Origin of the sequence: Micromonospora sp. WMMD754 (genome assembly GCF_049315235.1) — a bacterium.
GTDB classification, from domain to species: domain Bacteria; phylum Actinomycetota; class Actinomycetes; order Mycobacteriales; family Micromonosporaceae; genus Micromonospora; species Micromonospora sediminicola.
The window spans coordinates 3,619,830-3,646,077 of record NZ_CP186058.1; the positions used below are offsets into that span (position 1 = coordinate 3,619,830).

The 26,248-nt window shown below is 75.4% G+C and carries 18 protein-coding genes; 12 read left to right on the top strand and 6 right to left on the bottom strand.

The window, feature by feature from the left end; translation table 11 throughout:
* Nucleotides 1-607: 607 nt before the first annotated feature.
* Both ACN27B_RS17610 and ACN27B_RS17615 read right to left on the bottom strand, forming a co-directional pair.
* The gene (locus tag ACN27B_RS17610) at nucleotides 608-4,222 is read right to left on the bottom strand and encodes a fibronectin type III domain-containing protein (protein WP_422741024.1); all 3,615 of its coding nucleotides are present in this window, start codon (nucleotides 4,220-4,222) and stop codon (nucleotides 608-610) included.
* Nucleotides 4,223-4,392: 170 nt separating this feature from the next.
* Nucleotides 4,393-5,184 (bottom strand): DNA-formamidopyrimidine glycosylase family protein, encoded by a 792-nt coding sequence (locus ACN27B_RS17615; RefSeq protein ID WP_091579808.1) that lies wholly within the window; start codon nucleotides 5,182-5,184, stop codon nucleotides 4,393-4,395.
* Nucleotides 5,185-5,292: 108 nt separating this feature from the next.
* On the opposite strand from ACN27B_RS17615, the gene ACN27B_RS17620 reads away from it, so the two are divergent.
* Entirely contained in the window at nucleotides 5,293-6,534 is a 1,242-nt protein-coding gene (locus ACN27B_RS17620; RefSeq protein WP_422741025.1) for a hypothetical protein, read from the top strand.
* 27 nt (nucleotides 6,535-6,561) lie between these two features.
* Here ACN27B_RS17620 and ACN27B_RS17625 read toward each other — a convergent pair whose 3' ends face one another.
* On the bottom strand, nucleotides 6,562-7,449 hold the full coding sequence (locus tag ACN27B_RS17625) for an SAM hydrolase/SAM-dependent halogenase family protein (protein WP_422741026.1): 888 nt from the start codon (nucleotides 7,447-7,449) through the stop codon (nucleotides 6,562-6,564).
* Between the two features lie 112 nt (nucleotides 7,450-7,561).
* A complete protein-coding gene (locus ACN27B_RS17630) occupies nucleotides 7,562-12,379 on the bottom strand; it encodes an Lhr family helicase (RefSeq protein ID WP_422746003.1) in 4,818 nt (1,605 codons plus the stop codon).
* Between the two features lie 168 nt (nucleotides 12,380-12,547).
* Between ACN27B_RS17630 and ACN27B_RS17635 the strand changes: the two genes are divergently transcribed.
* The 10 genes from ACN27B_RS17635 to ACN27B_RS17680 all read left to right on the top strand — a co-directional run bounded on the left by ACN27B_RS17635 (nucleotide 12,548) and on the right by ACN27B_RS17680 (nucleotide 22,883).
* Nucleotides 12,548-12,913, top strand: a complete 366-nt coding sequence (locus ACN27B_RS17635; RefSeq protein WP_099162038.1) for a hypothetical protein — start codon at nucleotides 12,548-12,550, stop codon at nucleotides 12,911-12,913.
* Nucleotides 12,914-13,173: 260 nt separating this feature from the next.
* The gene (locus ACN27B_RS17640; RefSeq protein ID WP_422741027.1) at nucleotides 13,174-16,011 is read left to right on the top strand and encodes a Na+/H+ antiporter subunit A; all 2,838 of its coding nucleotides are present in this window, start codon (nucleotides 13,174-13,176) and stop codon (nucleotides 16,009-16,011) included.
* Nucleotides 16,012-16,066: 55 nt separating this feature from the next.
* Nucleotides 16,067-16,543 carry a Na(+)/H(+) antiporter subunit C gene (locus ACN27B_RS17645; RefSeq protein ID WP_091579797.1) on the top strand — a complete coding sequence of 159 codons (477 nt, stop codon included), beginning with the start codon at nucleotides 16,067-16,069 and terminating at the stop codon, nucleotides 16,541-16,543.
* Nucleotides 16,540-18,045, top strand: coding sequence for a Na+/H+ antiporter subunit D (locus ACN27B_RS17650; RefSeq protein WP_099162035.1), 1,506 nt, complete (start codon nucleotides 16,540-16,542; stop codon nucleotides 18,043-18,045). The genes ACN27B_RS17645 and ACN27B_RS17650 overlap by 4 nt, the downstream gene beginning before the upstream one ends.
* Nucleotides 18,042-18,695 carry a Na+/H+ antiporter subunit E gene (locus ACN27B_RS17655; RefSeq protein ID WP_099162034.1) on the top strand — a complete coding sequence of 218 codons (654 nt, stop codon included), beginning with the start codon at nucleotides 18,042-18,044 and terminating at the stop codon, nucleotides 18,693-18,695. The genes ACN27B_RS17650 and ACN27B_RS17655 overlap by 4 nt, the downstream gene beginning before the upstream one ends.
* The gene (locus ACN27B_RS17660) at nucleotides 18,692-18,955 is read left to right on the top strand and encodes a monovalent cation/H+ antiporter complex subunit F (protein WP_091579786.1); all 264 of its coding nucleotides are present in this window, start codon (nucleotides 18,692-18,694) and stop codon (nucleotides 18,953-18,955) included. Before ACN27B_RS17655 ends, ACN27B_RS17660 begins: the two co-directional genes overlap by 4 nt.
* 2 nt (nucleotides 18,956-18,957) lie before the next feature.
* Entirely contained in the window at nucleotides 18,958-19,287 is a 330-nt protein-coding gene (gene mnhG, locus ACN27B_RS17665) for a monovalent cation/H(+) antiporter subunit G (protein ID WP_098746438.1), read from the top strand.
* A 165-nt stretch (nucleotides 19,288-19,452) separates the two neighbouring features.
* Nucleotides 19,453-20,808, top strand: a complete 1,356-nt coding sequence (locus tag ACN27B_RS17670; RefSeq protein WP_099162032.1) for a hemolysin family protein — start codon at nucleotides 19,453-19,455, stop codon at nucleotides 20,806-20,808.
* The gene (locus ACN27B_RS17675) at nucleotides 20,805-21,869 is read left to right on the top strand and encodes a hemolysin family protein (RefSeq protein ID WP_091579773.1); all 1,065 of its coding nucleotides are present in this window, start codon (nucleotides 20,805-20,807) and stop codon (nucleotides 21,867-21,869) included. The genes ACN27B_RS17670 and ACN27B_RS17675 overlap by 4 nt, the downstream gene beginning before the upstream one ends.
* 84 nt (nucleotides 21,870-21,953) lie before the next feature.
* On the top strand, nucleotides 21,954-22,883 hold the full coding sequence (locus ACN27B_RS17680; RefSeq protein WP_422741028.1) for a sporulation protein: 930 nt from the start codon (nucleotides 21,954-21,956) through the stop codon (nucleotides 22,881-22,883).
* A 78-nt stretch (nucleotides 22,884-22,961) separates the two neighbouring features.
* Here ACN27B_RS17680 and leuE read toward each other — a convergent pair whose 3' ends face one another.
* Both leuE and ACN27B_RS17690 read right to left on the bottom strand, forming a co-directional pair.
* Complete coding sequence (gene leuE, locus ACN27B_RS17685; RefSeq protein ID WP_099162030.1) at nucleotides 22,962-23,624, bottom strand: leucine efflux protein LeuE; 663 nt, start codon at nucleotides 23,622-23,624, stop codon at nucleotides 22,962-22,964.
* A complete protein-coding gene (locus tag ACN27B_RS17690; protein WP_422741029.1) occupies nucleotides 23,621-24,868 on the bottom strand; it encodes a bifunctional pyridoxamine 5'-phosphate oxidase family protein/GNAT family N-acetyltransferase in 1,248 nt (415 codons plus the stop codon). The genes leuE and ACN27B_RS17690 overlap by 4 nt, the downstream gene beginning before the upstream one ends.
* A gap of 39 nt (nucleotides 24,869-24,907) precedes the next feature.
* Between ACN27B_RS17690 and ACN27B_RS17695 the strand changes: the two genes are divergently transcribed.
* A complete protein-coding gene (locus ACN27B_RS17695) occupies nucleotides 24,908-26,242 on the top strand; it encodes an aminotransferase class I/II-fold pyridoxal phosphate-dependent enzyme (RefSeq protein WP_422741030.1) in 1,335 nt (444 codons plus the stop codon).
* Nucleotides 26,243-26,248: the final 6 nt, after the last annotated feature.

A 26,248-nucleotide genomic window follows, 5' to 3' on the forward strand; every position in this document is an offset into this window, starting at 1 on the left:
GTTCGACTGTCGGGGCGATCTGGTGCACTGCGTGCGCTGGCCGAGGCGTGCCGTCCGGCCGTCCTGACACGAGCCCTCTAGGTCGGGCCCGGGCGGTCCCGCGCGTGCGGACGCGGTGACCAGGGGTGGCGGTGCTTTGTCCCGCCCTCCAGTCCTGCTCACGGTGGGGTCAGGTCGCGGTGTGGGCGCGTCTCGGGTGTCCCGCCGCGTTGATCAAGGAGTTCGTGTCACGCGGGCTGGCTCTTCCTGACGCAAAGTCCTTGATCGACGGGCTCGGCTTGTGGTGTGGGCGGGTCTCGGGCGTTCTGCCACGTTGACCAAGGAGTTCGTGTCACTCAGGCAGGCATGTCCTGATCGACTGATCGGGTCCGGTGGGTTGGGTCAGTTCGGGTTACGGAACGGCCCAGGTGGGGGGGTGACCGCCGGGAGGGACCGGGCTGCCTGGCGGCTCCGAGCGGCTCGGCCCGAAGGACTCAGGATTCCGAGTGGCTCCGAGCCTGCCCAGCCTGTGGCCTGCCCGGTCCAGCCTGGCCCGCCGTACCGGGCGGCGGACCGGGCTGCCTGATCGACCCGGTCCGAGAGGGGACCGGATCGATCAAGGGGCGGGTCAGGTGGGGGTGGTGATCTGGATCGGGGGGGTCCACGGGGAGGTGCCGACGACGTTCGTCGCGCGTACCCGGTAGTGGTAGGTGACGCCTCGGGCCAGGCCGGTGTTGGTGAAGCCGCGACCGGTCACGCTGAACGTGGCCGGCTCCCGGGTGAAGGCGGGGTCGGTCGCCCGCTGCACCACGAACCCGGCCCCCGGTCCGGCCACGCTCTCCGCCGACCAGGTCAGGGTGACAGTGGCGGTGTCCGGGGCGGGCGCGCCGGCCGTGGCGGACACCGTGGTGGGCGTGGCGGGCCGGGGCGGCGTGGTCACCGCCGCGACCGTGGACCAGGGTGACGCCGCGCCCAGGTAGGTGGTGCGGACCCGGTAGTAGTACGTGGTGTCCGGCGCGACCGCCGGGTCCAGGTGAGTTTCCCCGACGGCGATGGCGGTGGTGCCCGGCCCGCTGGTGAACGTCGGGTTGGTGGCCCGCTGCACGTCCACCCCGGTGGCGAACGAGCGGTTCGTCCAGCGCAGCGCCACCCGCAGCGGGGCGGCCGGCGGCACCACCGCGGCCAGCCGCTCCGGAGCGGCCAACCGGACCGTGGCCGGCACGCTGTTCGACCATGCCGAGCAGCTCACCGCGTTCTCGGCGCGGATGCGGTAGTGGTAGGAGACACCCGGGGTGACGGTGGCGTCGGTGTACCGGGTCGCCGTGGCGGCCACGGTGATCTCGGTCAGTCCGGCCGTGAAGGCGCTGTCGGTGGCGCGTTGCAACCGGTGGCTGGTGGCCGGCGGGCGACTGCCGTTGCCGGTCCAGGCCAGCGCGATGGCGGGCAGCGCGGTGGCCGAGCCGGGCGCCGGGGTCGCGGTCAGCCCGGTCGGTGCCGTCGGCGCCACACGCAGCACCAGGGGACGGCTCATGCCCTGGTCGCGCAGCCCCGCCGAGCGGGTCTGCCAGCGATACTCCCAACCCAGGTTGACCAGCTGGTTGACCACCACCGCGGGCCTGCCGTCGACCGGGCTGACCGGGCTGGCGTCGAGCCGCGCGCCGGCCGGCCGGGTCGGGTCGAGCAGCCGTACGCTGTCGCCGATCGTGAACGGCAGGGCGGGCACGACGGGGCGCAGCGCCACCACCACGTCCTCGTGCGGGTCGACCCGGACGGTGTCCTTCCAGCCCAGTTCGCCCGGGTCCGGTGGGCGGACGGTGCCGTCCCAGCCGACCCGGTTGACCAGCTGCATGTCGCAGCCCTCGACGTGCACCGGGTGGGTGCGCTCGGCGTCGCCGACGATCCGCCACAGCTGGGTGCCGTCGGCCGCCGCGCCGATCGGCACGGCCGGGTCGGTCACATGCAGCACCTCGGTGGCCGGGTCGACCGGGCCGAGCGGCAGCGTGGCCGGGGTGAGCGGCCCGGTGACCGGGTGGCCGACCCCGAGCCGCCCGACCGCCCGACCGTGCCGGGGCTCGAACACCTGCCCGACCGACTTGACCGCCAGCGGCAGCGTGACCGGCGCGGACGCGCCCGTCGGGGTGAACGTGACCGTGTCGGCCCGCGCCGGGACCAGCGTCGGCCGGGCGGTCCGGGTGCCCCACGCGGCGTCGTACGCCGGTTGCGGCACGATCGGCGGCGGCTGGCTCCGCGCGTACGCGCCGGGCAGCCGCGCGGCGAGCCGGCGCACGTCGTACCGCTCGGCCGGGTCGCCGGTCACCCGGATCTGGAGCAGGGTACGGGTGTTCGGGCCGTAGCCGGGGCGGGCCGGGGGCAGGCCGCCGGCGGCGGCGTGGTCCGGCGCGCCGGTGTGGTGGTCGTAGCGGGGGTCGAACCGGGGCAGCGGCGCCGGGCAGTCGTTGTAGAGGATCAGGGTGCTGCCCGGTGCCACGGTGGAGAAGTCGACCACCACGTCGGCGCGCTCCCCGGGGGCGAGCAGGAGCGTGTGCCCGTCCACGTTGAGCACGGTGGGGTCCTGCCGGTCGTACCGGTAGCCGACCGGGCGGTTGGGCCGCACCACGGGGGCCGGGAGCAGGCCGCCCTCGTTGCCGATCTGGATCATCTCCGGCCCGGCCGCCGCCGGGTCGGGCACGCCGCCGTCGCGTCCGTCCACCGGCCAGTACGCGGGGCGGCCGGGCGCCCGGACCGCCTCGACCATCGGCACCTCCCCGGCGCGGGGGTCGGCCGGCGTGCCGTCGTCGGTCCACATCGGCCCGTCCGAGGCGGCCCGGTAGAGCTGGAGGTTGAGCGCCCGGTCCGCGCAGGCGTTGAGGATCCGGAACCGGTAGGCCCGCGGGGCCACCTCCAGGTACGGGTAGGCCACGCCGTTGACCAGCGGGGTGTCCCCGTACGCGTCCGGCACGGCCGACGGGTGCGGCACGCCCGGGACCAGCGGCGGCTCGTCCGGGTCGGTGACCGGGTCGTGGTGCGGGTTCGGCACCGGGGCGACCCACGGGCTGGCCCCGCCGTCCGGGTCGTGGGTCCACGGCCCGTAGTCCCAGCGGCCGGTGGGGTTGCCGCCGCCGAGCCGGTACGGGTTCTGTCGTGGCTGGTAGACGTGCGGGTGCCAGAGGCTGCCCTTGGCGCCCCAGCGCTCCCGGTCCCAGGTCGGGTCCTGGGCGGCGAGCTGGGCGTCGTCGGGCACGAACGTCTTGTCCTCGATCACCAGCGGGAGCTGGTCGGCGGGGAGCACGCCGTCGTCGACGAGCCGCTCCTCGGCCGGGTCGGTGAGCAGGTAGAGCGCGAGCTGCCCGGAGTAGACGGTGAGCCGGGACAGGCCGAGCGTGTTGTCGTGCAGCCACATCAGCCGGCCGCTCTGCTCGTTCGGGAAGTAGAGCGTGGTGGCGCCGGCGCCCGGGGGCGGCATGTCCGGCACCGGGACGACGCCCACCCCGACCGGGTACGGGGTGATCTCGCCGGCCGGGGTCACCCACTGCCACGGGTTGCCGGCGCTGATCCAGGCGGTCTGCGCGCCGGCCAGGTGCGGCACCGCCCGGTTCTGCGGGTAGGGCGCGGGACCGTCCAGCGGGCCGGGGCCGGCCCCGTCGACGGTCTCGTCGACCGGCAGGAACAGTTCGCCGGCCCGCCCGGTGGGGAGCTGGTTGATGAACTTGATCCGTACCGGCCGGCCCCGTCGGGCCACGATCATCGGGCCGAGGTGCCACGGCCGGTCCGGCGGGCTCACCGTGTTGTGGCCGGTGGCGTCGGTGCCGAGGTTGAGCTGGCGGTAGCCGCGCAGCCGGGTGGCGGGCAGGTCCCGGTGCAGGCGTTGCGCGTACTCCTGGAGGCCGATCTCGTAGTAGTCGCAGCCCGGCCAGGTGATGGTGTCGGGCACCGCGACCGGCAGCCGGGCGCCGAGCCCGGCGGTGGCCGCCCGGCCGGGGACCGGCAGCGGGTCGACGAACTTGCGGATGCCGGTGCCGGGCACCGGCCGGCCGTCGGCGTCGAGCGTGGGCAGTGGGCTGCCGGCGGTGTTCGGCACCGGGCCGAACAGGCGCGGCACGGCGGCCGGGTCCAGGCTGGCCGGCGCCGGGCCGGCCGGTTCCGGCTCGGCGGCGCGGGCGGTCGGGACGGTGGGCGCGGTCTCCTCGGCTACCGTGGCGGCCCGGTCCGGCCGGCCGGGCCGGAGTCTGCGGAACAGCACCATGGCTCTCCCCGGGATCGGGGCGCGCCGGCCGTCACCCCGGCGTGGCGGGCGTACGCGCTGCTGACGATCGGTGAGCGGTCCACCGCAGCATGCGATGCCGAAGGTGCGGGAGGGAAGTACCCAATCGTCCGTATCTCGGGGGATCTTCGACGTTTCGTGGAAGTTCCACGTCACTCGCGTTCGGGTTGGCAGGCCGGGCACCAGTAGGTGACCCGGTCGCCCAGCTCCTCCTTGCGGATCGCGGTCCCGCAGCGCCGGCACGGCTGGGCCCGCCGGCCGTAGACGTAACTGGTCCCGCCCCGGCGCAGCACGCCGGTGGTGCTCTGCGTCCAGCGCCCCCGGTTGGCGGCCAGCAGCCGCTGGGCCAGCGTGACCGCGCCGGCCAGGTCCGGCACCGCGCGCACCGGCGTCCACGGGGACACGCCGCGCAGGAACAGCACCTCGCACTTGTAGAGGTTGCCCACCCCGGCCAGGTTGCGCTGGTCGAGCAGCGCCTCGCCGATGCTGAGGTCCGGGTGCGCGGACAGCCGGCGGACCGCCTCGTCGGGATCCCAGTCCGCCCCGAGCAGGTCCGGCCCGAGGTGACCGACCAGCGACTCCTCCTCGCCGGTCGGCACGAGCGCCAGCTCGTGCAGGTGGTAGCCGACCGCCACCGCGCCGGGGGAGCGGAGCACCACCCGGATCAGGTGGGCCGGCCGGGCCGCCCAGCGTTCGCCCGGCGCGTACGCCCGCCACGCGCCGTCCATCCGCAGGTGCGAGTGCAGCGTCCAGGGCGTGGCGTCGGTGTCGTCGAGACGCAGCAGCAGGTGCTTGCCGCGGCTCGCCGACTCGCGCACGGTCCAGCCGGTCAGGTCGGTGGCGGCCAGCTGCGGCACGCGGAAGTCGGACCCGGTGAGCCGGGCCCCGGCCAGCGCGCGTTGCAGGACGCGCGCGGTGTTCCAGACGGTGTCGCCTTCGGGCACCCGCCCATTGTCCCCCGGCCGAGTGGAATTCGCATGTGTCGCTATTTGTAGTGAGGTTCCACTTGATCTGCGGAAACGCAACGATCAGGAGGTTCTGAGGAGAATGACATGGCCTGTGCCCGACGACGTACCCTCGTCGCCCTGACCACCCTGCTCGCCGTCGCCGCCGGACTGCCCGGCAGCCCCGCGACGGCCGCGCCGCCACCCGCCGCCGCGCCGGACCCCGCCGCCGCCGAGCGCTGGACCGTCGACCTCGCCGTGCGCGGCGGTGACGACGTCAACGTCGCCTGGCGGTCCGGCCGCCTGCGGCTGGTCGACCCCCGGCCCGGCGCCCGCACCCGACCCGCCGCGGCGGGCGGTCCGGTCGCCGAGGGCATCCTGCTCTCCGCGCCGCGCGCGCTGGACCGGCCCGCCACCCGGGTCCGCGCCCGGCTCGCCGCCCGGACCGCCGACGGCGGCGGCGTGACGGCCCAGGTACGCGGCTGGCGCGCCCGGGGCTGGACCGAGTGGCGCGACGCCACCGAGGCGGTCTTCGACCAGCCGGTCACCCGGGTGCAGGCACGGGTGGTGCTGACCACCCGCGACGCCACCTCCGAGGCGGCCGTGACCAACCTGACCCTCACCGCCGACCGGGTCGCGGCCACCGCGGCCCAGCCGGCCGCCGCGCGCACCTACCGGGTGTACGCGACCCGCATCGGTCTGGTCGGCGGCGTCACCGCCAACGGGCACACCGTCGCCACCCGGGACCACTTCGCGGCGCTGCCCACCCGGCGGGGTCTCTCCCCCCGGGACACCGGCGACTACACGGTCAAGGTCTGCACCACCAGCGGCAGCCGCTGCGAGTACGCCCCGGTCTGGGACGTCGGCCCGTGGAACACCCGGGACGACTGGTGGAACCCGGCGGCGGTCCGGGAGAACTGGAAGGACCTGCCGCAGGGGCTGCCCGAGGCGCAGGCCGCCTACCAGAACGGCTACAACGGCGGACGCGACCAGTTCGGGCGGACCGTGCGCAACCCCGCCGGGCTGGACCTGGCCGACGGCACGTTCTGGGACGGGCTGCGGCTGCGTGACAACGCGTGGGTGGACGTGACGCTGCTGTGGACCGGCGGCGGCGCGCGGGCGGTGGTCGGCTCCGGGCCGCTGAACCTGCGCACCGGCGCGAGCACCGCGTACGCGAGCCGGGGCCTGGCCGCCACCCACGCCCACGTGCCGGTCCAGTGCTACGTGACCGGCCAGCGGATCGCCGGCACCTACCGCACCACGACCAGGTGGTACCGCCTGGTCGGCGGCACCTACGTCAGCCACGCGTACCTGTCCTCGGTCTACGGCGGCACCGTCCCCCGCTGCTGACCCTCCGACCCCCCGTCGATCTTGCAGTTACGGCCCTCTCTCCGGGGCTTTCGTCCCTTGTGCCGGGGCGTCAACTGCAAGATCGCCGGGGAGGGGGGTGATGGTGAGCACGTCGCCCGGGGTGGCGCGGAGGGTGTCGGCGGCTCGGCCGGTGTTGATCGCGACGGCCACCTGGGCGGCCGAGTCGACGTAGACCACCAGGGCGCCGGGCGGTGCGTCGCCGAACGTCCGGCCGTGCACGGCCTCGCGTCCGTTCACCAGCACCCGGGACGGCAGGCCGTCGAGCAGCGCGCCGGGCGCGGCGAGTTGCACGTTGCCGAAGTGGTCGACGGTCAGCACCTCGGCACTGAGGCCGCCGGGCCCGGCGCGGACCACCGGTTCCGGCAGCCGGACCAGCATGTCCGGGTCCACGGCCGGCCCGGCCTCGGCGAGCGGCGCGCCGAGCGCCAGCCGGGCGGCAACCGGCGCGAACACGTCCCGCCCGTGGAACGTGCGGAAGACGACCGGGCCCAGCCAGTCCGGGTTGGTCAGCTCCACCGCGGCGGTCACCCCGCCGAGTGCCTCCGCCGCCGGCAGGAGCAGTCCGTTGTCCGGCCCGACCAGCAACCCGCCGGGCGTGGCCAGCGCGATCCCACGCCGCTCGGTGCCGACACCCGGGTCGACCACCGCGACGTGCACCCCCCACGGCAGGTACGGCACGGTCTGCGCGAGCACCGTCGCGCCCCGGCGTACGTCGGCCGGCGGCACCAGGTGCGTCACGTCGATCACCCGGGCGGTGGGCGCGAGCCGGGCCAGGACGCCGTGGCAGGCCGCCACGAACCCGTCGGTCAGCCCGTAGTCCGTGGTCAACGAGACGCAGGGCGGGGCGTCGGCGCCGTCCGCGCCCGGCCCACCCGGTCCGCCGGGGCGGGTCATCGCCGGGGCCGGTGGCGTCGGACGGACGACGAGATGCCGTCGGGTCGTGCGGGGATCGCGGCCATCCGCCCTCCTCGTGATGTCCGATCAACCCTAACGAGGGCGGGCGGGCTCAGCCGCGCAGGCGCAGGCCGCGGGGGGTGGCCCGGAAACCGGCGGCGGTGAGCGCGTCGCGCAGCGGGGAGGCGTGCACCGCCTCGCCGTCCGCACGCTCCACCGAGATCGCGCCGAGCGCGCCGGAGTGCACCGCGTCGGCGAGTGCCTTGCCCGCCGCGCCGAGCGTGTCGGTGTCGTCGGTGAACGACAGGATCGTGCGCCCGCCCCGCTCGACATAGAGCACCAGGTCGCCGCCGACCAGCACGACCAGCGCGCCCGCCTTGCGGCCGGCCCGGTGGCCGGTGGCCGGGGCCGTCCCGTCGCCGGAGTCGACCACGCGTTCCGGCCAGGGCAGCGCCGCGCCGTACGGGTTCGCCGGGTCGGTGGCGGCCAGCACCACGGCCGGGCCGCCCCGGTCCCGGGTGTCGTCGGTCAGCGCGCGGATGCGGTCGACCGCGCCGGGCACCGCGAACTGGGCCGCGCCGAGGCCCTCGACGAAGTAGCCGCGCCGGGCCGCCCCGCGCTCCTCCAGCGCGGACAGCACCGGGTAGACAGCGGCGAAACCGCCGGTCACCTGCTCCGCCACGACCGCGCCCCGGGTCACCACGCCGTGCCGTTCGAGCAGCAGGTCGGCCAGCGCGGCGGCCCGACGGGTCGGGTCGAGGTCGCGTTCGGGCAGTCGGGACCAGCGGCCGGCCATGGTGGGCGGGCCGCCGCGGCTGGGCAGCGCGACCCGGCCGGGGCGGCGGTAGCGGGTGCGCGGCGCCGACGGCCGGGACCGGTGCGCCCCGCCGGCGCCCAGGGCGGCCCGCAGCGGGGCGAGCGTGTCGTTGGTGAGGTGACCGGCCCAGACCAGGTCCCACACCGCGCCCGACAGCGCGGCGTCGTCGGTGGAGCCGACCCGGTCGGCGAGCGAGCGGAAGAAGAGCGCCTGCCCGTCGCCGAGCGCGTCGAGCACGGACTCGTGCAGCGGGGTGAGCGTCAGCGCCTCGTCCGGCGGCGGCAGCAGCAGCGGCGCGACGTCGGCGTACGCGAGCGCCACCCACCCGTCGCCGCCGGAGATCGCGCCCGCGCCGGCCCACACCACCTCGCCGCTCGCGCACAGCTCGTCGAGGTGGGCGGGGGAGTAGTCGGCCACCCGGGCGGGCAGCACCAGACGCTCCAGCGCGGACGCCGGCACGGTCGCGCCCTGCAACTGCTCGACGGTCGCGGCGACCGCCTCGACCCCCCGGGCCGACGAGCCGACCTGCTGCCAGCGGGGCAGGAACGCGGCCAGCGCCCGGGGCGGCACCGGCTCGATCTCCCGTCGCAGCGCCGCGAGGGAGCGGCGGCGCAGCAGCCGCAGCACCTCGGCGTCGCACCACTGCGTGCCGACACTGTCCGGTGCGAACTCGCCGGAGACCACCCGGCCGGTGCCGGCGAGCCGGCGCAGCGCCTGCTCGACCACGAACACGCCGAGGCCGAACCGGGCTGCGCAGGTGGCCGCCGCGAACGGGCCGTGGGTGCGGGCGTACCGGGCGACCAGGTCACCGAGCGGGTCGGCCACCGGGGCGAGGTAGGCCTCGGCCACGCCGACGGGCAGCGCCACGCCCAACGCGTCGCGCAGCCGGGCCGCGTCCTCGACGACCACCCAGCGGTCCTCGCCGGCGATCCGGACCCGCAGCGCGCGGCGGGCCGCGGCCAGCTCCTCCGGCCAGGCTTCCGGCACCCCCCGCTCGGCCAGCTCGGCGGTGCTCAGGTCACCGACCACGCGGAGCAGCTCGACCACGTCCTCGGCGTCGCGGGGCCGGCGCTGCTCGGTGCGCCACCGCAGCTGGCGTTCGGTCTCGGCGAGCACCGCCGGGTCGAGCAGCTCCCGCAGGTCGACGCGGCCGAGCAGCTCGCCGAGCAGCCCGGAGTCGAGGGCCAGCGCGGCGGCACGCCGCTCGGCCAGGGGCGCGTCGCCCTCGTAGAGGAACGCCCCGACGTAGCCGAAGAGCAGCGACCGGGCGAACGGGGACGGGCGCTCGGACTCCACCTCGACCAGGCGCACCTTGCGGGCGGCCAGGTCACGCATCAGCTCGGCCAGCGCCGGCTGGTCGAAGACGTCCTGGAGGCACTCCCGGGCCGCCTCCAGGGTGACCGGGAAGTCGGCGTACTCGCGGGCCACGTCGAGCAGTTGCGCGGCGCGCTGGCGCTGCTGCCAGAGCGGCTGGCGGCGGCGCGGGTCGCGGCGGGGCAGCAGCAACGACCGGGCCGCGCACTCGCGGAACCGGGAGGCGAACAGCGCCGAGGTGCCGACGGACTCCTCGACCAGCTGGGCGATCTCGTCCGGCTCGAAGACCACCACGTCGGCGCCGGGCGGCTCGTCGGCGGTGTCCGGCAGCCGGACCACGATGCCGTCGTCGGAGGGCATGACCTGGGCGTCCACGCCGTAGCGCTCGGCCAGGCGGCGGCCGATGGCGAGCGCCCACGGCCCGTTGACCCGGGCGCCGAGCACCGAGTGCACGGCGAACCGCCAGTCGCCCAGCTCGTCGCGGAAGCGTTCGACCACCACCGTCCGGTCGTCGGGCAGCGAGCGGGTGGCCGCCTTCTGCTCGCGCAGGTAGGTCATCAGGTTGCCGGCGGCCCAGTCGTCCAGCCCGCCGGCGCGCAGCGCCGCCACCGCGTCGGCGTCGGACTGCCGCAGCAGCGCGCGGACCCGGGCGCCGATCGCCCGCCCCAGCTCCACCGGCCGGCCGAGCTGGTCGCCCTTCCAGAACGGCATCCGGGCGGCCTGGCCGGGCGCGGGGGAGACCAGCACCCGGTCGGGGGTGATCTCCTCGATCCGCCAGGACGACGAGCCGAGCAGGAACACGTCGCCGACCCGGGACTCGTAGACCATCTCCTCGTCCAGCTCGCCCACCCGGGCCGCCCGTTCGGCGCCGGCCAGGAAGACGCCGAACAGGCCCCGGTCGGGGATGGTGCCGCCGCTGGTCACGGCGAGCCGCTGGGCGCCGGGCCGGCCGGTCAGCACGTCGGTGGCCCGGTCCCAGACCAGGCGGGGTCGCAGCTCGGCGAACGCGGTCGACGGGTAGCGCCCGGAGAGCATGTCGAGCACCGCGTGCAGTGCCGAGTCGGGCAGCTCGGCGAAGGGCGCCGCGCGGCGGACCAGCACGGCCAGGTCGCCGAGCTGCCACGGCTCCAGCGCCACCATGGCGACGATCTGCTGGGCCAGCACGTCGAGCGGGTTGCGCGGGTAGTGCAACTCCTCGATCGCGCCCGTGCCCATCCGCTCGGCCACGACGGTGCAGGAGAGCAGGTCGCCGCGGTGCTTGGGGAAGACCACGCCGCGCGACACCGCGCCGACCTGGTGCCCGGCCCGGCCCACCCGTTGCAGCCCGGCGGCGACGCTCGGCGGCGCCTCGACCTGCACCACCAGGTCGACCGCGCCCATGTCGATGCCCAGCTCCAGGCTGGAGGTGGCGACCACGGCGGGGAGCTGGCCGGACTTGAGCGCCTCCTCGATGTGCTTGCGCTCCTCCCGGGAGACGCTGCCGTGGTGCGCCCGCGCGATCACCGGGGGCGCGCCGGCCGCCGCGCCGGACTGCGCCATCACCTCCGCCGGCTGCCGCGGCGCGCGCACCGGCCCGACCGGCCCGCCGAACGCCTCGGCCCCGCTCCGGCCGCCGGCCCTGTCGGCCGCGTCCCGGCCACCGGCTGCGGCGGCCCCGTTCGGGCCGCCCGCCGCGTCCGCCGGACCGCCGCCTACCGCGTCCGCCGGACCGCCGCCTACCGCGTCCGCCGGACCGCCGCCTGCGGCCGGCGGGCCGTCGCCGGTCGGCAACAGATCGGATACGCGCACCGGCTCACCGCCCCGGGCCACGCGGCCGCCCCCGGGCGGGGTCGACGCCTCCAGCTCCTCGGCGGCCAGCTCGTTGAGGCGGGCGCAGAGCCGCTCGGCGCTGCGCCGGGAGTTGGTGAAGACGATGGTGGACCGGTGCGCCCGGATCAGCCCGAGCACGCGCTCCTCCACGGCCGGCCAGATCGAGGGCCGGCGCGGGCCGAGGCCGCCGAGCTCGTCCTCCGGGGGCTCCTGCTCGTCGAGGCGGGTCATGTCCTCCACCGGAACCTGGACACTGACCTCGATGGTCTTGTCGGCCGGCGGCTGCACCACGTCGACCGGGCGGGCACCGCCGAGGAACCGGGCGCACACGTCGATCGGGCGGACCGTGGCGGACAACCCGATCCGCTGGGCCGGGCGCTCCAGCAGCGCGTCGAGGCGCTCCAGGGAGAGCGCCAGGTGCGCGCCGCGCTTGGTGCCGGCCACCGCGTGCACCTCGTCGACGATCACCGTGTCCACCCCGCGCAGCGAGTCGCGGGCGGCGGAGGTGAGCAGCAGAAACAGAGACTCGGGGGTGGTGATGAGGATGTCCGGTGGGGTGCGGGCGAAGGCCCGCCGCTCGTCGGCCGGGGTGTCGCCGGTGCGCATGCCGACGGTGATGTCGGGCGGGACGAGGTCGAGCCGGGTGGCGGCCTGGCGGATGCCGGTGAGCGGGGCGCGCAGGTTGCGCTCCACGTCGACGGCGAGCGCCTTGAGCGGGCTGACGTAGAGCACCCGGCAGCGGCGCCTCGGGTCGGCGGGTGGTGGTTCCTTGGCCAGCCGGTCGAGCGACCACAGGAACGCCGCCAGGGTCTTGCCGGAACCGGTGGGTGCGACGACCAGGGCGTTGCGCCCGGCGGCCACCGAGTGCCAGGCACCCCGCTGGGCGGGCGTGGGCGCGGCGAAGGCCGCGGCGAACCACTCCCGCGTCGCCGCGCCGAATTCCGCCAGCACCCCGTCGGCCGGGGCCACGTCGTCCGCCACGCCCACCATCCTGCCGCGCCGGTGTGACATCCGGCCGGACGTGGGACCGGTTCTGTCCCGGGCACACATTCCACGCGAGTAATGGGCGGTTAATCCGTTAAGTCTTACTTAACTGCTTGCTTGCGGGGTGCAACATAAAGTAACTTCACTCGCAACGCGGCGTGGCTGGAGGCGTGGATGACCGTCGAGGAGCGAGGCTCCAGGCCCGGCACCGACGTGCTCATCCGCAAGGTCGACAGCCGGCTCGCCGCGCTCCGCGCCAACCTGCGCGGCTCCGACCTGGAGCTGGCCGAGGAACTGGCCCGGCGCCTGCGCGAGCTGGTCGTCGCCACCGCCTTCTCCAGCGCCGCCGACCGGGCCCTGGTCCGGGCCGCGGTGCACTACTTCGTCCTGCGTCGGGAGACCCGCGACGCCCGGCTGCCGGTCCGCTCCCTCGCGGCCGCGCAACGCGTCGTCGACAAGGCGGCCCGCCAACTCGGCCACCCGGCGGCCTCGGCGGACCTCCGCCCCACCCCCACCCCCACCCCGGCCCCCCTCCCCTGACTCCCGGGCCCACGGCCTCTCCGCTCCCGCCTCACGGAGATCGATCAACGACTCCGCGTCGCCGTCGCGCGCCGTCCACGACGCCAACTCCTTGATCACCACTCGGGGGTGGGCGCGGGTCACCGAGGGCGGGGCCGGGGACGGCGGGCGGGCGCGCGGGTGGGTTTTCGGAAAACGGCGCGGGTGGGTGCGGAAGTGGCGTCTGATCGGTCGTACCCGCAGCGTGCCCCCGCGCGCTGTCGCCTCGACCGGGAGTGCGTGTGCTCGTCCTGCTGATCCTGCACCTGGTGGCGGCGCTGCTCGCCCCGCTGCTGGTTCGCACCTGGGGTCCGCGCGCCTGCCTGCTGCTCGCCCTCGCCCCGGCCGCCACGGCCGGCTGGGCGGTGGCCCACACGGGGGCGATACGCGACGGCGGCGCGGTGGTCGAGACGTACCCCTGGATCGCGCAACTGGACCTCGACCTGGCGCTGCGGGTGACCACGCTGTCCTGGCTGATGCTGCTGCTGGTCGGCGGCGTCGGCGCGCTGGTGCTGGTCTACTCCGCCCGCTACTTCGAGGCCGGCTCCGTCGGGCTGGCCCGGTTCGCGGCCGTCATGGTCGCCTTCGCCGGGGCGATGGTCGGTCTGGTCGTCTCCGACGACCTGCTGCTGCTCTACGTGTTCTGGGAGCTGACCACGGTCTTCTCCTACCTGCTGATCGGGCACAGCACCGAGCGCCGGGCCAGCCGGTGGGCCGCCGCCCAGGCGCTCACCGTCACCACGCTCGGCGGGCTGGCCATGCTGGTCGGGTTCCTGCTGCTCGGCCACCACGCCGGGGGCTACCGCTGGTCGGCGGTGGCCGCCGCGCCGCTGCCCGGCGGCGGCTACCTGGTCACGGCGGTGCTGCTCGTCCTCGCCGGCGCGCTGGCCAAGTCCGCGATCTTCCCGTTCAACGCCTGGCTGCCGGTGGCGATGGCCGCGCCCACGCCGGTGAGCGCGTACCTGCACGCCGCCGCGATGGTGAAGGCCGGCGTCTTCCTCCTGGGGCTGCTCGGCCCGGCGCTCGCGCCGGCCGGACCGTGGCGGCCGGTCACCGTGGTCGCCGGCCTGGTCACGCTGGTGATCGGCGGGTGGGCGGCGTTGCGGCAGACCGACCTGAAGCTGCTGCTGGCGTACGGGACGGTCAGCCAGCTCGGCCTGCTCGCGGTGATGTTCGGGGCGGGCACCCCGAAGGCGGCGCTGGCCGGCGTGGCGATGCTGGCGGCGCACGCGTTGTTCAAGGCGGCCCTCTTCCTCGTCGTGGGCATCCTCGACCACGAGGCCGGCACCCGGGACCTGCGGGACCTGTCCGGGGTGGGCCGGGCCGCCCCGGTGCTGGCCACGGTCGCCGGGCTGGCCGCCGCCTCGATGGCCGGGCTGCCGCCGCTGCTCGGGTTCGTGGGCAAGGAGGCGGTGCTCGCCGCGTTCACCGGGGACCCGCTGGTGCTGGCCGTGCTGGTGGCCGGCAGCGCGCTGACCGTCGCCTACAGCATCCGCTTCCTGTGGGGCGCGTTCGGCACCCGGCCGGGCGTGCCGGACACCGCCATGGCGCGGCCACCGGCCGCGATGCTCGTGCCGCCCGCGGTGCTTGCCGTGGCCGGGCTCGTCGCCGGCCCGGCCGCCGGCTGGTTGAGCGGCCTGTTCGAGCCGTACGCGGAGCTGTTCGGCCCGGTCGAGGAGCACCTGGCGCTGTGGCACGGGCCCACCGTGGCGCTCGGCCTCTCCGCCCTGGTGCTGGCCGGCGGCGTGGTGCTGCACCTGGTCCGCGGCCCGCTCGCCCCGGTGCTGGCCCGGCTGCGGTGGCCGGTGGGCGGCAACCAGGGGTACGAGTGGGTGACGCACCGGTTCGACCTGCTCGCCATCGAGGTCACCGGCGCCACCCAGCGCGGCTCGCTGCCGCAGTACCTCGGCACCGTGCTGGTCGCCCTGGTGCTCGTGCCGGGCACGGCGATGCTGGCCACCGCGCCCTGGCGGGTCGACCTGGCGCCCTGGGACAACCCCGTCCAGTTGGTGGTCTGCGTGGTGATCGCGGTCGCCGCGGTGCTCGCGGTGGGCGCGCGCCGCCGGCTCACCGCGATGCTGCTGGTCGGCGTGACCGGCTACGGCACCGCGATGATGTTCGTCCTCTACGGCGCGCCGGACCTGGCCCTCACCCAGTTCCTGGTGGAGACCGCCACCATCGCCGTGTTCGTGCTGGTGCTGCGCCGGCTGCCGGAACGTTTCTCGGCCCGGCCGCTGCGCCGCAGCCGCTGGGTGCGGCGGTGCGTCGGGCTCGCCGCCGGTCTGGTGATGGCCGGTCTGGCGCTGGCCGCGTCCGGCGCGCGGCGGGCGCCGTCGATCTCCGCGGCCTTCCCGGACCTCAGCGTCGCCGAGGGGTACGGCCGCAACGTGGTCAACGTGACCCTGGTCGACATCCGGGCCTGGGACACGATGGGGGAACTGGCGGTGCTCGTGGTGACCGCGACCGGGGTGGCCAGCCTGATCTTCGAGCGCTCCCGCACCGGGCCCCGGCCCCGCCGGCCCCAGCCGGCCGGGCTGCGCCCCGGCGACCGGCGCACGGTCTGGCTGCGCGGCGGGCAGACGCTGCGCGAGCGGCGGCGCTCGATCGTGTTCGAGGTGGTCACCCGGCTGATCTTCCACACCATGCTGCTCTTCTCGCTGTTCCTGCTCTTCTCCGGCCACAACGCGCCGGGCGGCGGGTTCTCCGGCGGGCTCGTCGCCGGCCTCGCGCTGGCCCTGCGTTACCTGGCCGGCGGGCGGTACGAGCTGGCCGAGGCCGCGCCGGTCGGCGCCGGGATGGTGCTCGGCACCGGGTTGGCCGTCTCGGTCGGCAGCGGGGTGGTCGGCCTGGCGCTGACCGGCGACGTGCTGCAGAGCGTGAAGGTGGACCTGTGGCTGCCCCTGGTCGGCCACTTCTACCTGGTCACGTCGCTCTTCTTCGACATCGGCGTCTACCTGGTGGTGGTCGGGCTGGTGCTGGACATCCTGCGCAGCCTGGGTGCCGAGGTGGACCGGCACGTGGAGGCCGCCGGCGAACCGGGTCGCGGCCTGACCGTCCAGCGCGAGGGCGGGACCCCGTGAGCGCGAGGAGTGAGCCGGGGTTGCGAGCCCCGCAGTCGCGATCAAGGGGGGTTCCGTGACGCGGGGGGCGGCCGGGCCGACGTTGGTGCTGGTGCTGGCGGTCGGGGTGCTCGTGGCCACCGGCGTCACGCTGCTGCTGGAACGCAGCCTGACCCGGATCCTGCTCGGCGTGATCCTGCTGGGCAACGGGGTGAACCTGCTCATCCTGCTGGGCGGGCGGTCCGGCGAGGCGCCGCTGGTCGGCAGCGCGCCGGCCGGTGCGATGAGTGACGCGCTGCCGCAGGCCATGGTGCTGACCGCCGTGGTGATCACGTTCGGGTTGACCGCGTTCCTGCTCGCGGTCGCGTACCGCAGCTGGTACACCAGCGGCGACGACGAGGTGCAGGACGACCTGGAGGACCGGCAGATCGTCCGGCTCGCCGAGCGCAACGAGGTGTCCACCGCCGACCTGGGGGGCGAGGGCCCGGACGACGACCCGGAGCAGGTCGACCCGGAGCCCGCCCGCCGCCGACTGCGCCGGGACGGCACATGAGCTGGCTGGTGCCGCTGCCGGTGGTGGTGCCGCTGCTCGGCGCCGCGCTCACCCTGATCCTGGCCGGACGGCCCCGGTTGCAGCGGTCGATCAGCGTGTTGTGCCTGAGCAGCGTGCTGGTGGTCGCGGCGGTGCTGCTCGTGCAGGCGTACCGGCAGGGGCCGGTGGTGGTGCGGGTGGGCGGCTGGCCGCCGCCGGTCGGCATCGTGCTGGTGGCCGACCAGTTGGCGGCGCTGATGCTGGTGGTCTCCTCGGCGGTCACGCTCTGCGTGCTGCTCTACTCGATCGGCCAGGGGCGGGGGGAGACCAGCGAGACGGCGCCGGTGAGCATCTTCCACCCCACCTATCTGGTGCTCACCGCGGGCGTGACGAACGCCTTCCTGGCCGGCGACCTGTTCAACCTTTTCGTCGGCTTCGAGATCCTGCTCGCCGCGAGCTTCGTGCTGATCACGCTCGGCGGCACCGAGGCGCGGCTGCGCACCGGCTCCACGTACGTGGTGGTCAGCATCCTGTCGTCGATGCTGTTCCTGTCCGCCGTGGGGCTGGTCTACGCGGCCACCGGCACCCTGAACATGGCGCAGCTCGCCGGCCGGTTGGACGCGCTGCCCTCCGGCGTACGCCTGACCCTGCAGCTCATGCTGCTGCTCGCGTTCGGCATCAAGGCGGCGGTCTTCCCGGTCTCCGCCTGGCTGCCGGACAGCTACCCGACCGCGCCCGCGCCGGTCACCGCCGTCTTCGCCGGCCTGCTCACCAAGGTCGGCGTGTACGCCATCATCCGCACCGAGACGCTGCTGTTCCCGGGCGGCCAGGTGGACGGCCTGCTGATGGTGGTGGCCGGCCTGACCATGGTGGTCGGCATCCTCGGCGCGGTCGCCCAGTCGGACATGAAGCGGCTCTTCTCCTTCACCCTGGTCAGCCACATCGGCTACATGATCTTCGGGGTGGCGCTGAGCAGCGTCGCCGGCCTGTCCGGGGCGATCTTCTACGTGGTGCACCACATCACCATCCAGACCACGCTCTTCCTGGTCGCCGGCCTGGTCGAGGAGCGGGCCGGCAGCACCGACCTGCGCCGGCTGGGCGGGCTGGCCCGGATCACCCCGCTGCTCGCCGTGCTCTTCTTCGTGCCGGCGATGAACCTCGCCGGCATCCCGCCGTTCTCCGGCTTCCTGGGCAAGCTGGGCCTGCTCCAGGCCGGCGTGTCGGCCGGCGGTCCGCTGCCCTTCGTGCTGGTCGCGGCCGGGACGGCGACCAGCCTGCTCACCCTCTACGCCGCGTCCCGGGTGTGGAACATCGCGTTCTGGCGGGCGCCCCGGCTGGCCACCGACACGCCGATCGTGCGGCTGCCCGGCCTGATGGTCGGGGCCACCACCGCGCTGGTCGCGATCGGCGTGCTGCTCACCCTGGCGGCCGGGCCGCTGTTCCAGGTCACCGCCGACGCCGCCACCGACCTGCGCCAGCGCACCCCGTACGTGCGGGCGGTGCTGCCCCGGGACGTGCCGTGACCGACGACCTGCCCCCGGGTCGGGGCCCCGTGGGGGAGCCGACCGGCGACGCACCCCAGGCCACGCCGCGGCCGGACCCGCCCGCGCCGGCGGTGGGCCGGGGCGGGCGGCGGCGCGACCAGGCGCTGGCGCTCGGCTGGCTGGTCGTCGCCTGGCTGCTGCTCTGGGGCGACGTGTCCTGGGGCAACCTGCTCGCCGGCCTGGTGCTCGGCACGGCCGTGCTGGTCTTCTTCCCGCTGCCGCCGGTCACGTTCGGCGGCCGGCTGCGCCCGGGCGCGCTGCTGGTGCTGGCCGGCACGTTCGTGGCCGAGCTGGTCAGCGCCAGCCTGCACGTCGCCGCCGTCGCGGTACGCCCCGGCTACCGCCCGCGTGGCGCGATCATCGCGGTGCCGCTGCGGGTCCGCACCGATCTCAACCTGGCGCTCACCGCCGAGGTGATCTCGCTGGTGCCGGGCACCCTGATCCTCGACATCGACCGCGCGCGGGGCGTGCTCTACGTGCACGTGCTCGACGTCCGCGGCCCCGAGGACCTGGCCGGCAGCCGCGAGCGCGTGCTCTCCGTCGAACGGCGCATCGTCCGCGCCGTCGGCTCTCCCACCGAGGTACGGCAGCTCGACCTCGAACCCGTCGAACGGAGGAACCACCCGTGACCGTCCTGCTCGCCGTCGCGCTGACCGTGCTGCTCTCGGCCACCGCGCTGCTCGCCCTGGCCCGGATCTACCGCGGCCCGTCCCTGCTCGACCGGGTCGTCGGGGCCGACCTGCTGCTGGCGGCCATGCTCGGCGCGGTGGGGGCGGAGGCGGCGGTCAACCGGCACGCCAGCACGCTGCCGATCCTGGTGGTGCTCTCCCTGCTCGGGTTCGTCGGGTCGGTGTCGCTGGTCCGCTTCGCCGTCCGGGCCGAATCGTGAGCGTGAGCGGGGTCGCGGACTGGGCCGGGGGGATCCTGCTGCTGGCCGGGGCGCTGCTCAGCCTGGTCGCCGGGATCGGGCTGGTGCGCTTCCCGGACACGCTGGACCGGATGCACGCGGCCACCAAGCCGCAGGTGCTCGGTGTGCTGCTGCTCCTGGCCGGCCTGGCGCTGCGCCTGCGTACGCCGTCGGACCTGGGCATGCTGGTGCTGGTGGCGATCTTCCAGCTCTCCACCGCGCCGGTCGCCGCGCAGATGATCGGCCGGGCCGCCTACCGGTCCGGGCGGGTCGACCGGACGCTGCTGGACGTTGACGAACTGGCCGAACGGTGAGGAACCGGACGTGGGGGAGGCTTTTCGGCACCTTCAGCGGGCGTCCAGCGAGCACCGATAAAATGGCGGCATGATCGACTCTCCTGCCCCGGAGGGCAGCAGTAGCCGGCCGGGTCGTACCCGGCATCTTCCCGACCCGACGACCCCGGGAGCCCTGAACCTCCCGTGCTGATCCTCGTCGGCCTCCTTCTCATCATCGTGCTCACCGCCGCCACCGGTTACTTCGTGGCCCAGGAGTTCGGTTACGTCGCCGTGGACCGGGGCAAGCTCAAGCAGCTCGCCGACGGTGGCGACCGTGCCGCGGCCCGGGCCCTGGAGGTCACCGGGCGGCTCTCCTTCATGCTCTCCGGCGCCCAGCTCGGCATCACCGTGACCGCCCTGCTGGTCGGCTACGTCGCCGAGCCGTTCCTGGGCGCCGGGCTGGCCGAGCTGCTCGGCCTCACCGGCGTGTCCAGCGCCGTGGCGCTGCCGCTGTCGGTGGTGCTCGCCCTGGTCATCGCCACCGTGGTGCAGATGGTCCTGGGCGAGCTGGCCCCGAAGAACCTGGCCATCGCCCGGGCCGAGCCGCTGGCCCGGGCGCTGTCCCGCTCCACCCTGATGTACCTGCGGATCGCCGGGCCGCTGATCACGCTCTTCGACCGGGCCGCCGTACGGCTGCTCCGACGGGTCGGCATCGAGCCGATCGAGGAGCTGCCCAGCGGCGCGACCCCGGAGGACCTGGAACAGATCATCGCCGAGTCCCGGGAGGAGGGGCACCTCGATGCGACCATGTCCGACCTGCTCGACCGGGGCCTCGACTTCCGGGAGCTGACCGCGGGTGAGGCCATGGTGCCCCGGGTGGACGTGCACACCGTCCGCGCCGACGAGCCGGTCAGCCGGATCGTGGAGATGCTCGACACCGGCCACTCCCGGTTCCCGGTGCGCGGCGCCGAGGGCGTCGACGACCTGGTCGGCATCGTCGGCATCGCCGACGTGCTGGGGGTGCCCCCGGCCGAGCGCGCGACCACCCGGGTCGACGCGGTGGCCGTACCCCCGTTGTTGGTGCCCGAGACGCTGCCCCTGCCGACGGTGCTGGACCGGCTCCGGTCCGGGCACCGACAGCTCGCCTGCGTGGTCGACGAGTACGGCGGCTTCGCCGGCGTGATCACGCTGGAGGACCTGGCGGAGGAGCTGGTCGGCCCGATCCGGGACGAGGACGACCCGCCGGAGCGCGCTCCGGCGCGGCAGGAGGACGGCTCGTGGGTGGTGCCGGCGCGCTGGCGGATCGACGAGGTCGCCGACAGCACCGGCATCGAGCTGCCCGAGGCGCCGGAGTACGACACGCTCTCCGGGCTGGTCATGCGGGAGCTGGGCCGGGTGCCCGAGGTCGGTGACCGGTTGGAGATCGCGCAGGTGGTCGACGGCGACGAGTCGGCGTCCGGGCCCCGGGTGCTGGTCGAGGTGCTGGCCGTGGACCGGCACGTGGCCGACGCGGTGCGGCTGCGCCCGACCGCCGACGTGCCCGGGGAGGGAGCGGCATGACCCCCGGTTTCGCGCTCATCTTCTCCGGAGTGCTGCTGGCACTCAACGGGTTCTTCGTGGCGGCCGAGTTCGCGCTGGTCGCCTCCAAGCGGTACCGGCTGGAACAGTCGGCGGCCGGTGGTGGCCGGGCGGCCCGCGCGGCGCTGGACGGCGTCCGCGAGCTGAGCCTGATGCTGGCCGGCGCCCAGCTCGGCATCACGCTGTGCACGCTGGGCCTCGGCGCGTTGGCCGAGCCGGCCATCGAGCACCTGCTCAGTCCGCTGCTGCACGCGGTCGGCCTGCCGGACGCGGCCAGCCACGTGGTGGCCCTGGTGTTCGCGCTGGGGCTGGTCACGTTCCTGCACCTGGTGGTCGGCGAGATGGCCCCGAAGTCCTGGGCGATCACCGACGCGGAGCGCTCGGCGATGCTGCTGGCGCTGCCGTTCCGGGCCTTCGCCCGGATCGCCCGCCCGGTCCTCTCCCTGCTCAACGGGCTGGCCAACGCGATGCTGCGACTGGTCGGCGTGCAGCAACAGGACCAGCTCGCCCAGGTGCACGGCCCGGACGAGCTGCGCATCCTGCTCGAGCAGTCCCGGGAGCACGGCCTGCTCGGCGCCGAGCAGCACCAGCTGCTGACCAGCATGCTGGAGTTGCAGGGCACCACCGTGGCCCAGGTGATGGAACCGTTCGACCGGATCGTCACGGTCCGCCGGGACGACACCGCCGAGCGGATCGAGCACGTCTCCCGGGACAGCGGCCGGTCCCGCCTGGCCGTGGTCGACGCCGGTGGCGAGGTGTGCGGCCTGGTCCACGTGCGGGAGGCGGTGCGCGCGGTCACCACCGGGCGCCCGGCGACCGCCGAGGAGCTGATGACGAACGCGTTCACGCTGCCCGCCGAGGCGTCGGTGACCGAGGCGGTGGCCGCGATGCGCGGCCGGCAGGCCCAGCTCGCGCTGGTGCGCAACGGCGGCGGGCCGACCCGGCCGATCGGCTTCGTCGCGCTGGAGGACCTGCTGGAGGAGGTCATCGGCGAGTTCGACGACGAGACCGACCCGGTGCCGCGGGGCCGGCGGATGCGCTGACCGCCTCCTGACGCGGTGGCGGTGTCCGGAGCACCCGGACACCGCCACCGCGCATGCCCGCGCGGGTGGCGGGAATGCCACCGCATGCGGCTGACCGGGGTGTCGCGGGGGTCGGCCTGGACCGGGCTGTCGGTCAGCACCACGCTGCCGAACCCGAGCACCCGGCCGGGCCTGCGCCTGCCGGGGCGGGTGATCCTGCGCGCCGACGGCGAGGACGTCCCGGTCCGGCACATCCGGTTGGGGCTGGTCACCCAGGTCGAGCCCGAGGACCCGGGGTCGCCGCGCCGGCTCGTGCAGTACCACCGGTGGCCGATCGCCGGGCGGTTCGTGGTGCCGGCCGGGCGGCGGCGGGCGGTCGACTTCGCGGTGCCGCTGCCGTGGGAGACGCCGGTCACCATGTTCGGCGGGGTGCCGCTGCTGAGTCTGCGCACCGGGCTGCGCACCGAGGTGTCCGTCGACCCGGACCTGGACCAGGGCGAGATGGTGCCGGTGCTGATCCATCCGCTGCCCACCCAGCAGCACCTGCTCGCCGCGCTGGACACGCTCGGCTTCGTGATGCGCCAGGCCGGGTTCCAGCAGGGCCGGCTGCCCGGGCTGGAGCAGACGTTGCCGTTCCAGCAGCGGCTGGGTTTCTGGGCCGCTCCGCTCTACGCCGGCCCGATGACCGAACTCGAAGTGATCATGGTGACCACCTCGGTCGGCATGGAGGTGCTGTTCTGGCTGGACCGGCGGCTCTCCCTGGCCGGCGTGACCCACCAGAGCATCAGCCGGTTCCGGGTCTGGCACGCCGGCGCCGACCAGCGGGACTGGGTGGCGACCGTGGACGGCTGGCTGCGGCACGCCATCGACCGGCACGCGGCGGCCGCCTCGCACGCCGACTGGTCGGCCACGATCCGCGAGTCGGCGCACGTCAGCCGCCACCCCGACCAGCCCGTCGCCCCCGGCTACGGCCTGGGCGGCACCGCCGGCGGCGCCGGCGTCGGTGGCGGCGGGAGCGGCGGCGACGGCACCTGAGCGCCGTGCCCGCCCCGCGCGCGGGTGTTAAGAAGGGGCCCTTCCTCTACCGATCGCGTTAAGAGGGGGCCCTTCCTTTCAACCCGCGGCGAGCTTGAGGCTGAACCCGAGGAACAGCATCGCCACGGCGGTGGTGCCGGTCGCGGCGAGTCGCCGACGCCGCTGGAACTGGGCGGCCAGGAACGTGCCGGTGAAGATCAACGCGGTCAGGTACAGCACGCTGGTCACCTGCGCGATCAACCCGAGCAGCAGGAACGACAGCGCCGGCCAGGCGTAGCCGGGGTCGACGAACTGGATGAAGAACGACACGAAGAAGAGGATCGCCTTCGGGTTGAGCAGGCTGATCGTCAGCGCCCGCCGGAACGGGTCGCGCTCCGCCGCCGGCTCGACCTCGTCGATCAGGCGCGGCGTGGCCGGGTCGTTGCGGTCGCGCCAGCGCCGCCACGCGCCGCGCAGCATGGCCAGCCCCAACCACCCGAGGTACGCCGCGCCGGCGTACTTGATCACGAGGAACAGCGGCGGGTACGCCCGGAGCAGCGAGGCCACCCCGGCGGCGGAGAGGACCATCAGCGCGGCGTCGCCGACGAAGACCCCGGCCGCGGCCCGGTAGCCGGTGGCCACGCCCCGGCGGGCGGCGGTGGCGAGCACGAAGAGCGAGTTCGGGCCGGGCAGCAGCACGATCGCCACGGTGCCCAGCACGTACGTCCCGATGTCGGTGATCCCCAGCACGCCGGACATCATGACCCGGCCGGCACCGCCGGGCGAAGCCGTTCCCACAGCCTGAGCTGTGCGTTCGGCCACTCCTGCGCGAGCATCGAGTACTGCACGGTGTCCCGCCAGGATCCGTCGGGCCGCTGCTTGTGCTGCCGGAGCACGCCCTCGCGGGTCGCGCCGAGCCGTTCGATGGCGCGCTGCGAGCGCTCGTTGCGGATGTCGGTGTGCCAGACCACGCGGACCGCGTCCAGCTCCTCGAACGCCCGGGTGAGCAGCAGCAGCTTCGCCTCGGTGTTGACGCCGGTCCGCCACCAGGGCCGGCCCAGCCAGGTGTAGCCGATCGCCAGCGACCGGCGGGCCGGGTCGATCTCGTACCAGGAGGTGGTGCCGACCACGGCGCCCGTCGTGGCGCACCGCTGCACCCAGCACACCTGCTCGCCGCGCTGCTGGGCGTCCAGGTAGGCGGTCACCACCCGGCGCATCTCGGCGACGTCGGCCGGCTGCGGACCGCCGAGGTGCCGCCACACCTCGGGATCCTCGGTGGCGGCGTGCAGCTCCTCGGCGTGGGAGAGGTCCAGCGGCTCCAGCACCACGTGCTCCCCGCGCAGCGCCACCGGGTCCCGCCACGGCGACCCCGCCGGGCGCAGGTACGCCGGAACCGGCGCGGTGACGCCCGGGGCCGGCTCGGGCCGCCCGGGCGTGAGGCGCAGCGGCAGCACGCCGGCCCAGTACGGCAGGCTCTCGTCCGCCGGCTCGTCGTTGACCCCGCCGGTGCGGGTGCGTACCGACACCTCGCGCAGCGGCAGCGCGAGCACCGCCGTCTCGGCCAGTTCGCGCCGGCTCGGCGGCCGGCTCTCGGCGGACCGGCCGGTCGCCACCTTCTCCACCAGCGCGGTCAGCACGGCGGCCTTCTCGGCGGCGTCGTCGACCAGCCGGGCGGTGCCGTGCACGACCACCGACCGGTAGTTGGCGCTGTGGTGGAACTGGGAGCGGGCGTAGACCAGCCCGTCGAGGTGGGTGACCGCGACGCAGACCGGCAGCCCGGCGTCGCCCCGGGCGGCCAGCAGCGGCCGGCTGCCGGTGGAGCCGTGCAGGTAGAGGGTGTCGTCGACGCGGACGTGCAGGGTCGGCAGGACCCGCGGCTCACCGTCCACGGTGAACGCCAGCGCGCAGTGGTACGCCTCGTCCAGCAGCGCGTGGGCGGTGGCCCGGTCGTAGCGCATCCGGTCCCGCGTGCGGGTGGCGGTGGTGCGTGCGGTCGGGGGGTACATGCGGCATCCCACCTTTTGTTCTAGTACAATCCACAAACTGTGACAGCACGTTATCAGATCAGCGGTTCCACGTCGGCGGCCATTTCGGCGAGCGTGGAATCCGGCATCCGCGCCGGCGCGCTCACCCCGGGCGACGCCCTGCCGGCGGTCCGGGCGCTCGCCGGCGAGCTGGGCGTCAGCCCGGCCACGGTCGCGAAGGCCTACCAGGACCTGCGGCAGCGCGGCCTGGTCGTCACCGCCGGCCGGCACGGCACGAGGGTCCGGCCCCGCCCGCCGGTGGCCACCCGCCGGGCCGCGCTGGCGCCGCCTCCGCGCCCCGGCACCCGGAACCTCTCCGCCGGGCACCCCGACCCCCGGCTGCTGCCTCCGCTCGGGCCGCACCTGGCCGCGCTCGCCGCCGAGGTCGGGACCCCGACCGGGTACGCGGAGGCCGCCGTCCTGCCCGAGCTGGCCGCCGTCGCCCGGGACCGGTTCGCGGCCGACGGGGTGCCGGCCGCCGACCTGACCGTCACCGGGGGCGCGCTGGACGGCATCGAACGGCTGCTCGCCGCGCACCTGCGCCCCGGCGACGCGGTGGCCGTGGAGGACCCGGGCTGGGCCAACCTGCTCGATCTGGTCGCCGCGCTCGGGCTGCGTACCGTCGGGGTGCCGGTGGACGACGAGGGCCCGACCGAGCCCGGGGTGCGGGCCGCGCTGGCCGCCGGGGTGCGCGCGCTGGTCGTCACCAGCCGGGCCCAGAACCCGACCGGGGCGGCCGTCTCCGCCGACCGGGCGGCGGCCCTGCGGACGCTGCTCGCCGGCCGGGCCGACCTGCTGCTGATCGAGGACGACCACGCCGCCGAGCTGGCCCGCGTACCCCTGCACCCGCTCGCCGGAGCGACAGCGACGTGGGCCTTCGTCCGGTCGGTGAGCAAGCCCTACGGGCCCGACCTGCGGCTCGCCGTGCTGGCCGGGGACGAGGCCACCGTCGCCCGGGTGGCCGGCCGGGCGCGGGTCGGCGCCGGTTGGGTCTCCACCGTGCTGCAACGCCTGGTCCTGTCGCTCTGGCGCGACCCGGCCACCGCCGACCTGGTGCGGCGCGCGGCGGACAGCTACGACCGGCGGCGCGACGGGCTGGTGGCCGCACTCGCCGCGCGTGGGGTGGCCGCGCACGGACGCACCGGGATCAACGTCTGGGTGCCGGTGCCCGACGAGACGGTCGCGGTCACCGCCCTGCGCGACGCCGGCTGGTCGGTCGCCCCCGGCAGCCCCTACCGGATCGCCGCCGCCCCCGCCGTCCGCGTCACCGTCAGCTCCCTCGACGAGGGTGAGCTCTCCGTGCTGGCCGACGCGCTCGTCGGCGCGTTGCGTCCCGGCCTCACCTTCACCACCTGACCGGCG

Bases quoted from the DNA above. Each gene is read 5' to 3' on its own strand.
- ACN27B_RS17610 (WP_422741024.1), bottom strand. From the start codon at position 4,222: ATGGTGCTGTTCCGCAGACTCCGGCCCGGCCGGCCGGACCGGGCCGCC.
- ACN27B_RS17620 (WP_422741025.1), top strand. From the start codon at position 5,293: ATGGCCTGTGCCCGACGACGTACCCTCGTCGCCCTGACCACCCTGCTC.
- ACN27B_RS17625 (WP_422741026.1), bottom strand. From the start codon at position 7,449: ATGACCCGCCCCGGCGGACCGGGTGGGCCGGGCGCGGACGGCGCCGAC.
- ACN27B_RS17630 (WP_422746003.1), bottom strand. From the start codon at position 12,379: ATGGTGGGCGTGGCGGACGACGTGGCCCCGGCCGACGGGGTGCTGGCG.
- ACN27B_RS17635 (WP_099162038.1), top strand. From the start codon at position 12,548: ATGACCGTCGAGGAGCGAGGCTCCAGGCCCGGCACCGACGTGCTCATC.
- ACN27B_RS17650 (WP_099162035.1), top strand. From the start codon at position 16,540: ATGAGCTGGCTGGTGCCGCTGCCGGTGGTGGTGCCGCTGCTCGGCGCC.
- ACN27B_RS17675 (WP_091579773.1), top strand. From the start codon at position 20,805: ATGACCCCCGGTTTCGCGCTCATCTTCTCCGGAGTGCTGCTGGCACTC.
- ACN27B_RS17680 (WP_422741028.1), top strand. From the start codon at position 21,954: ATGCGGCTGACCGGGGTGTCGCGGGGGTCGGCCTGGACCGGGCTGTCG.
- leuE (WP_099162030.1), bottom strand. From the start codon at position 23,624: ATGATGTCCGGCGTGCTGGGGATCACCGACATCGGGACGTACGTGCTG.
- ACN27B_RS17690 (WP_422741029.1), bottom strand. From the start codon at position 24,868: ATGTACCCCCCGACCGCACGCACCACCGCCACCCGCACGCGGGACCGG.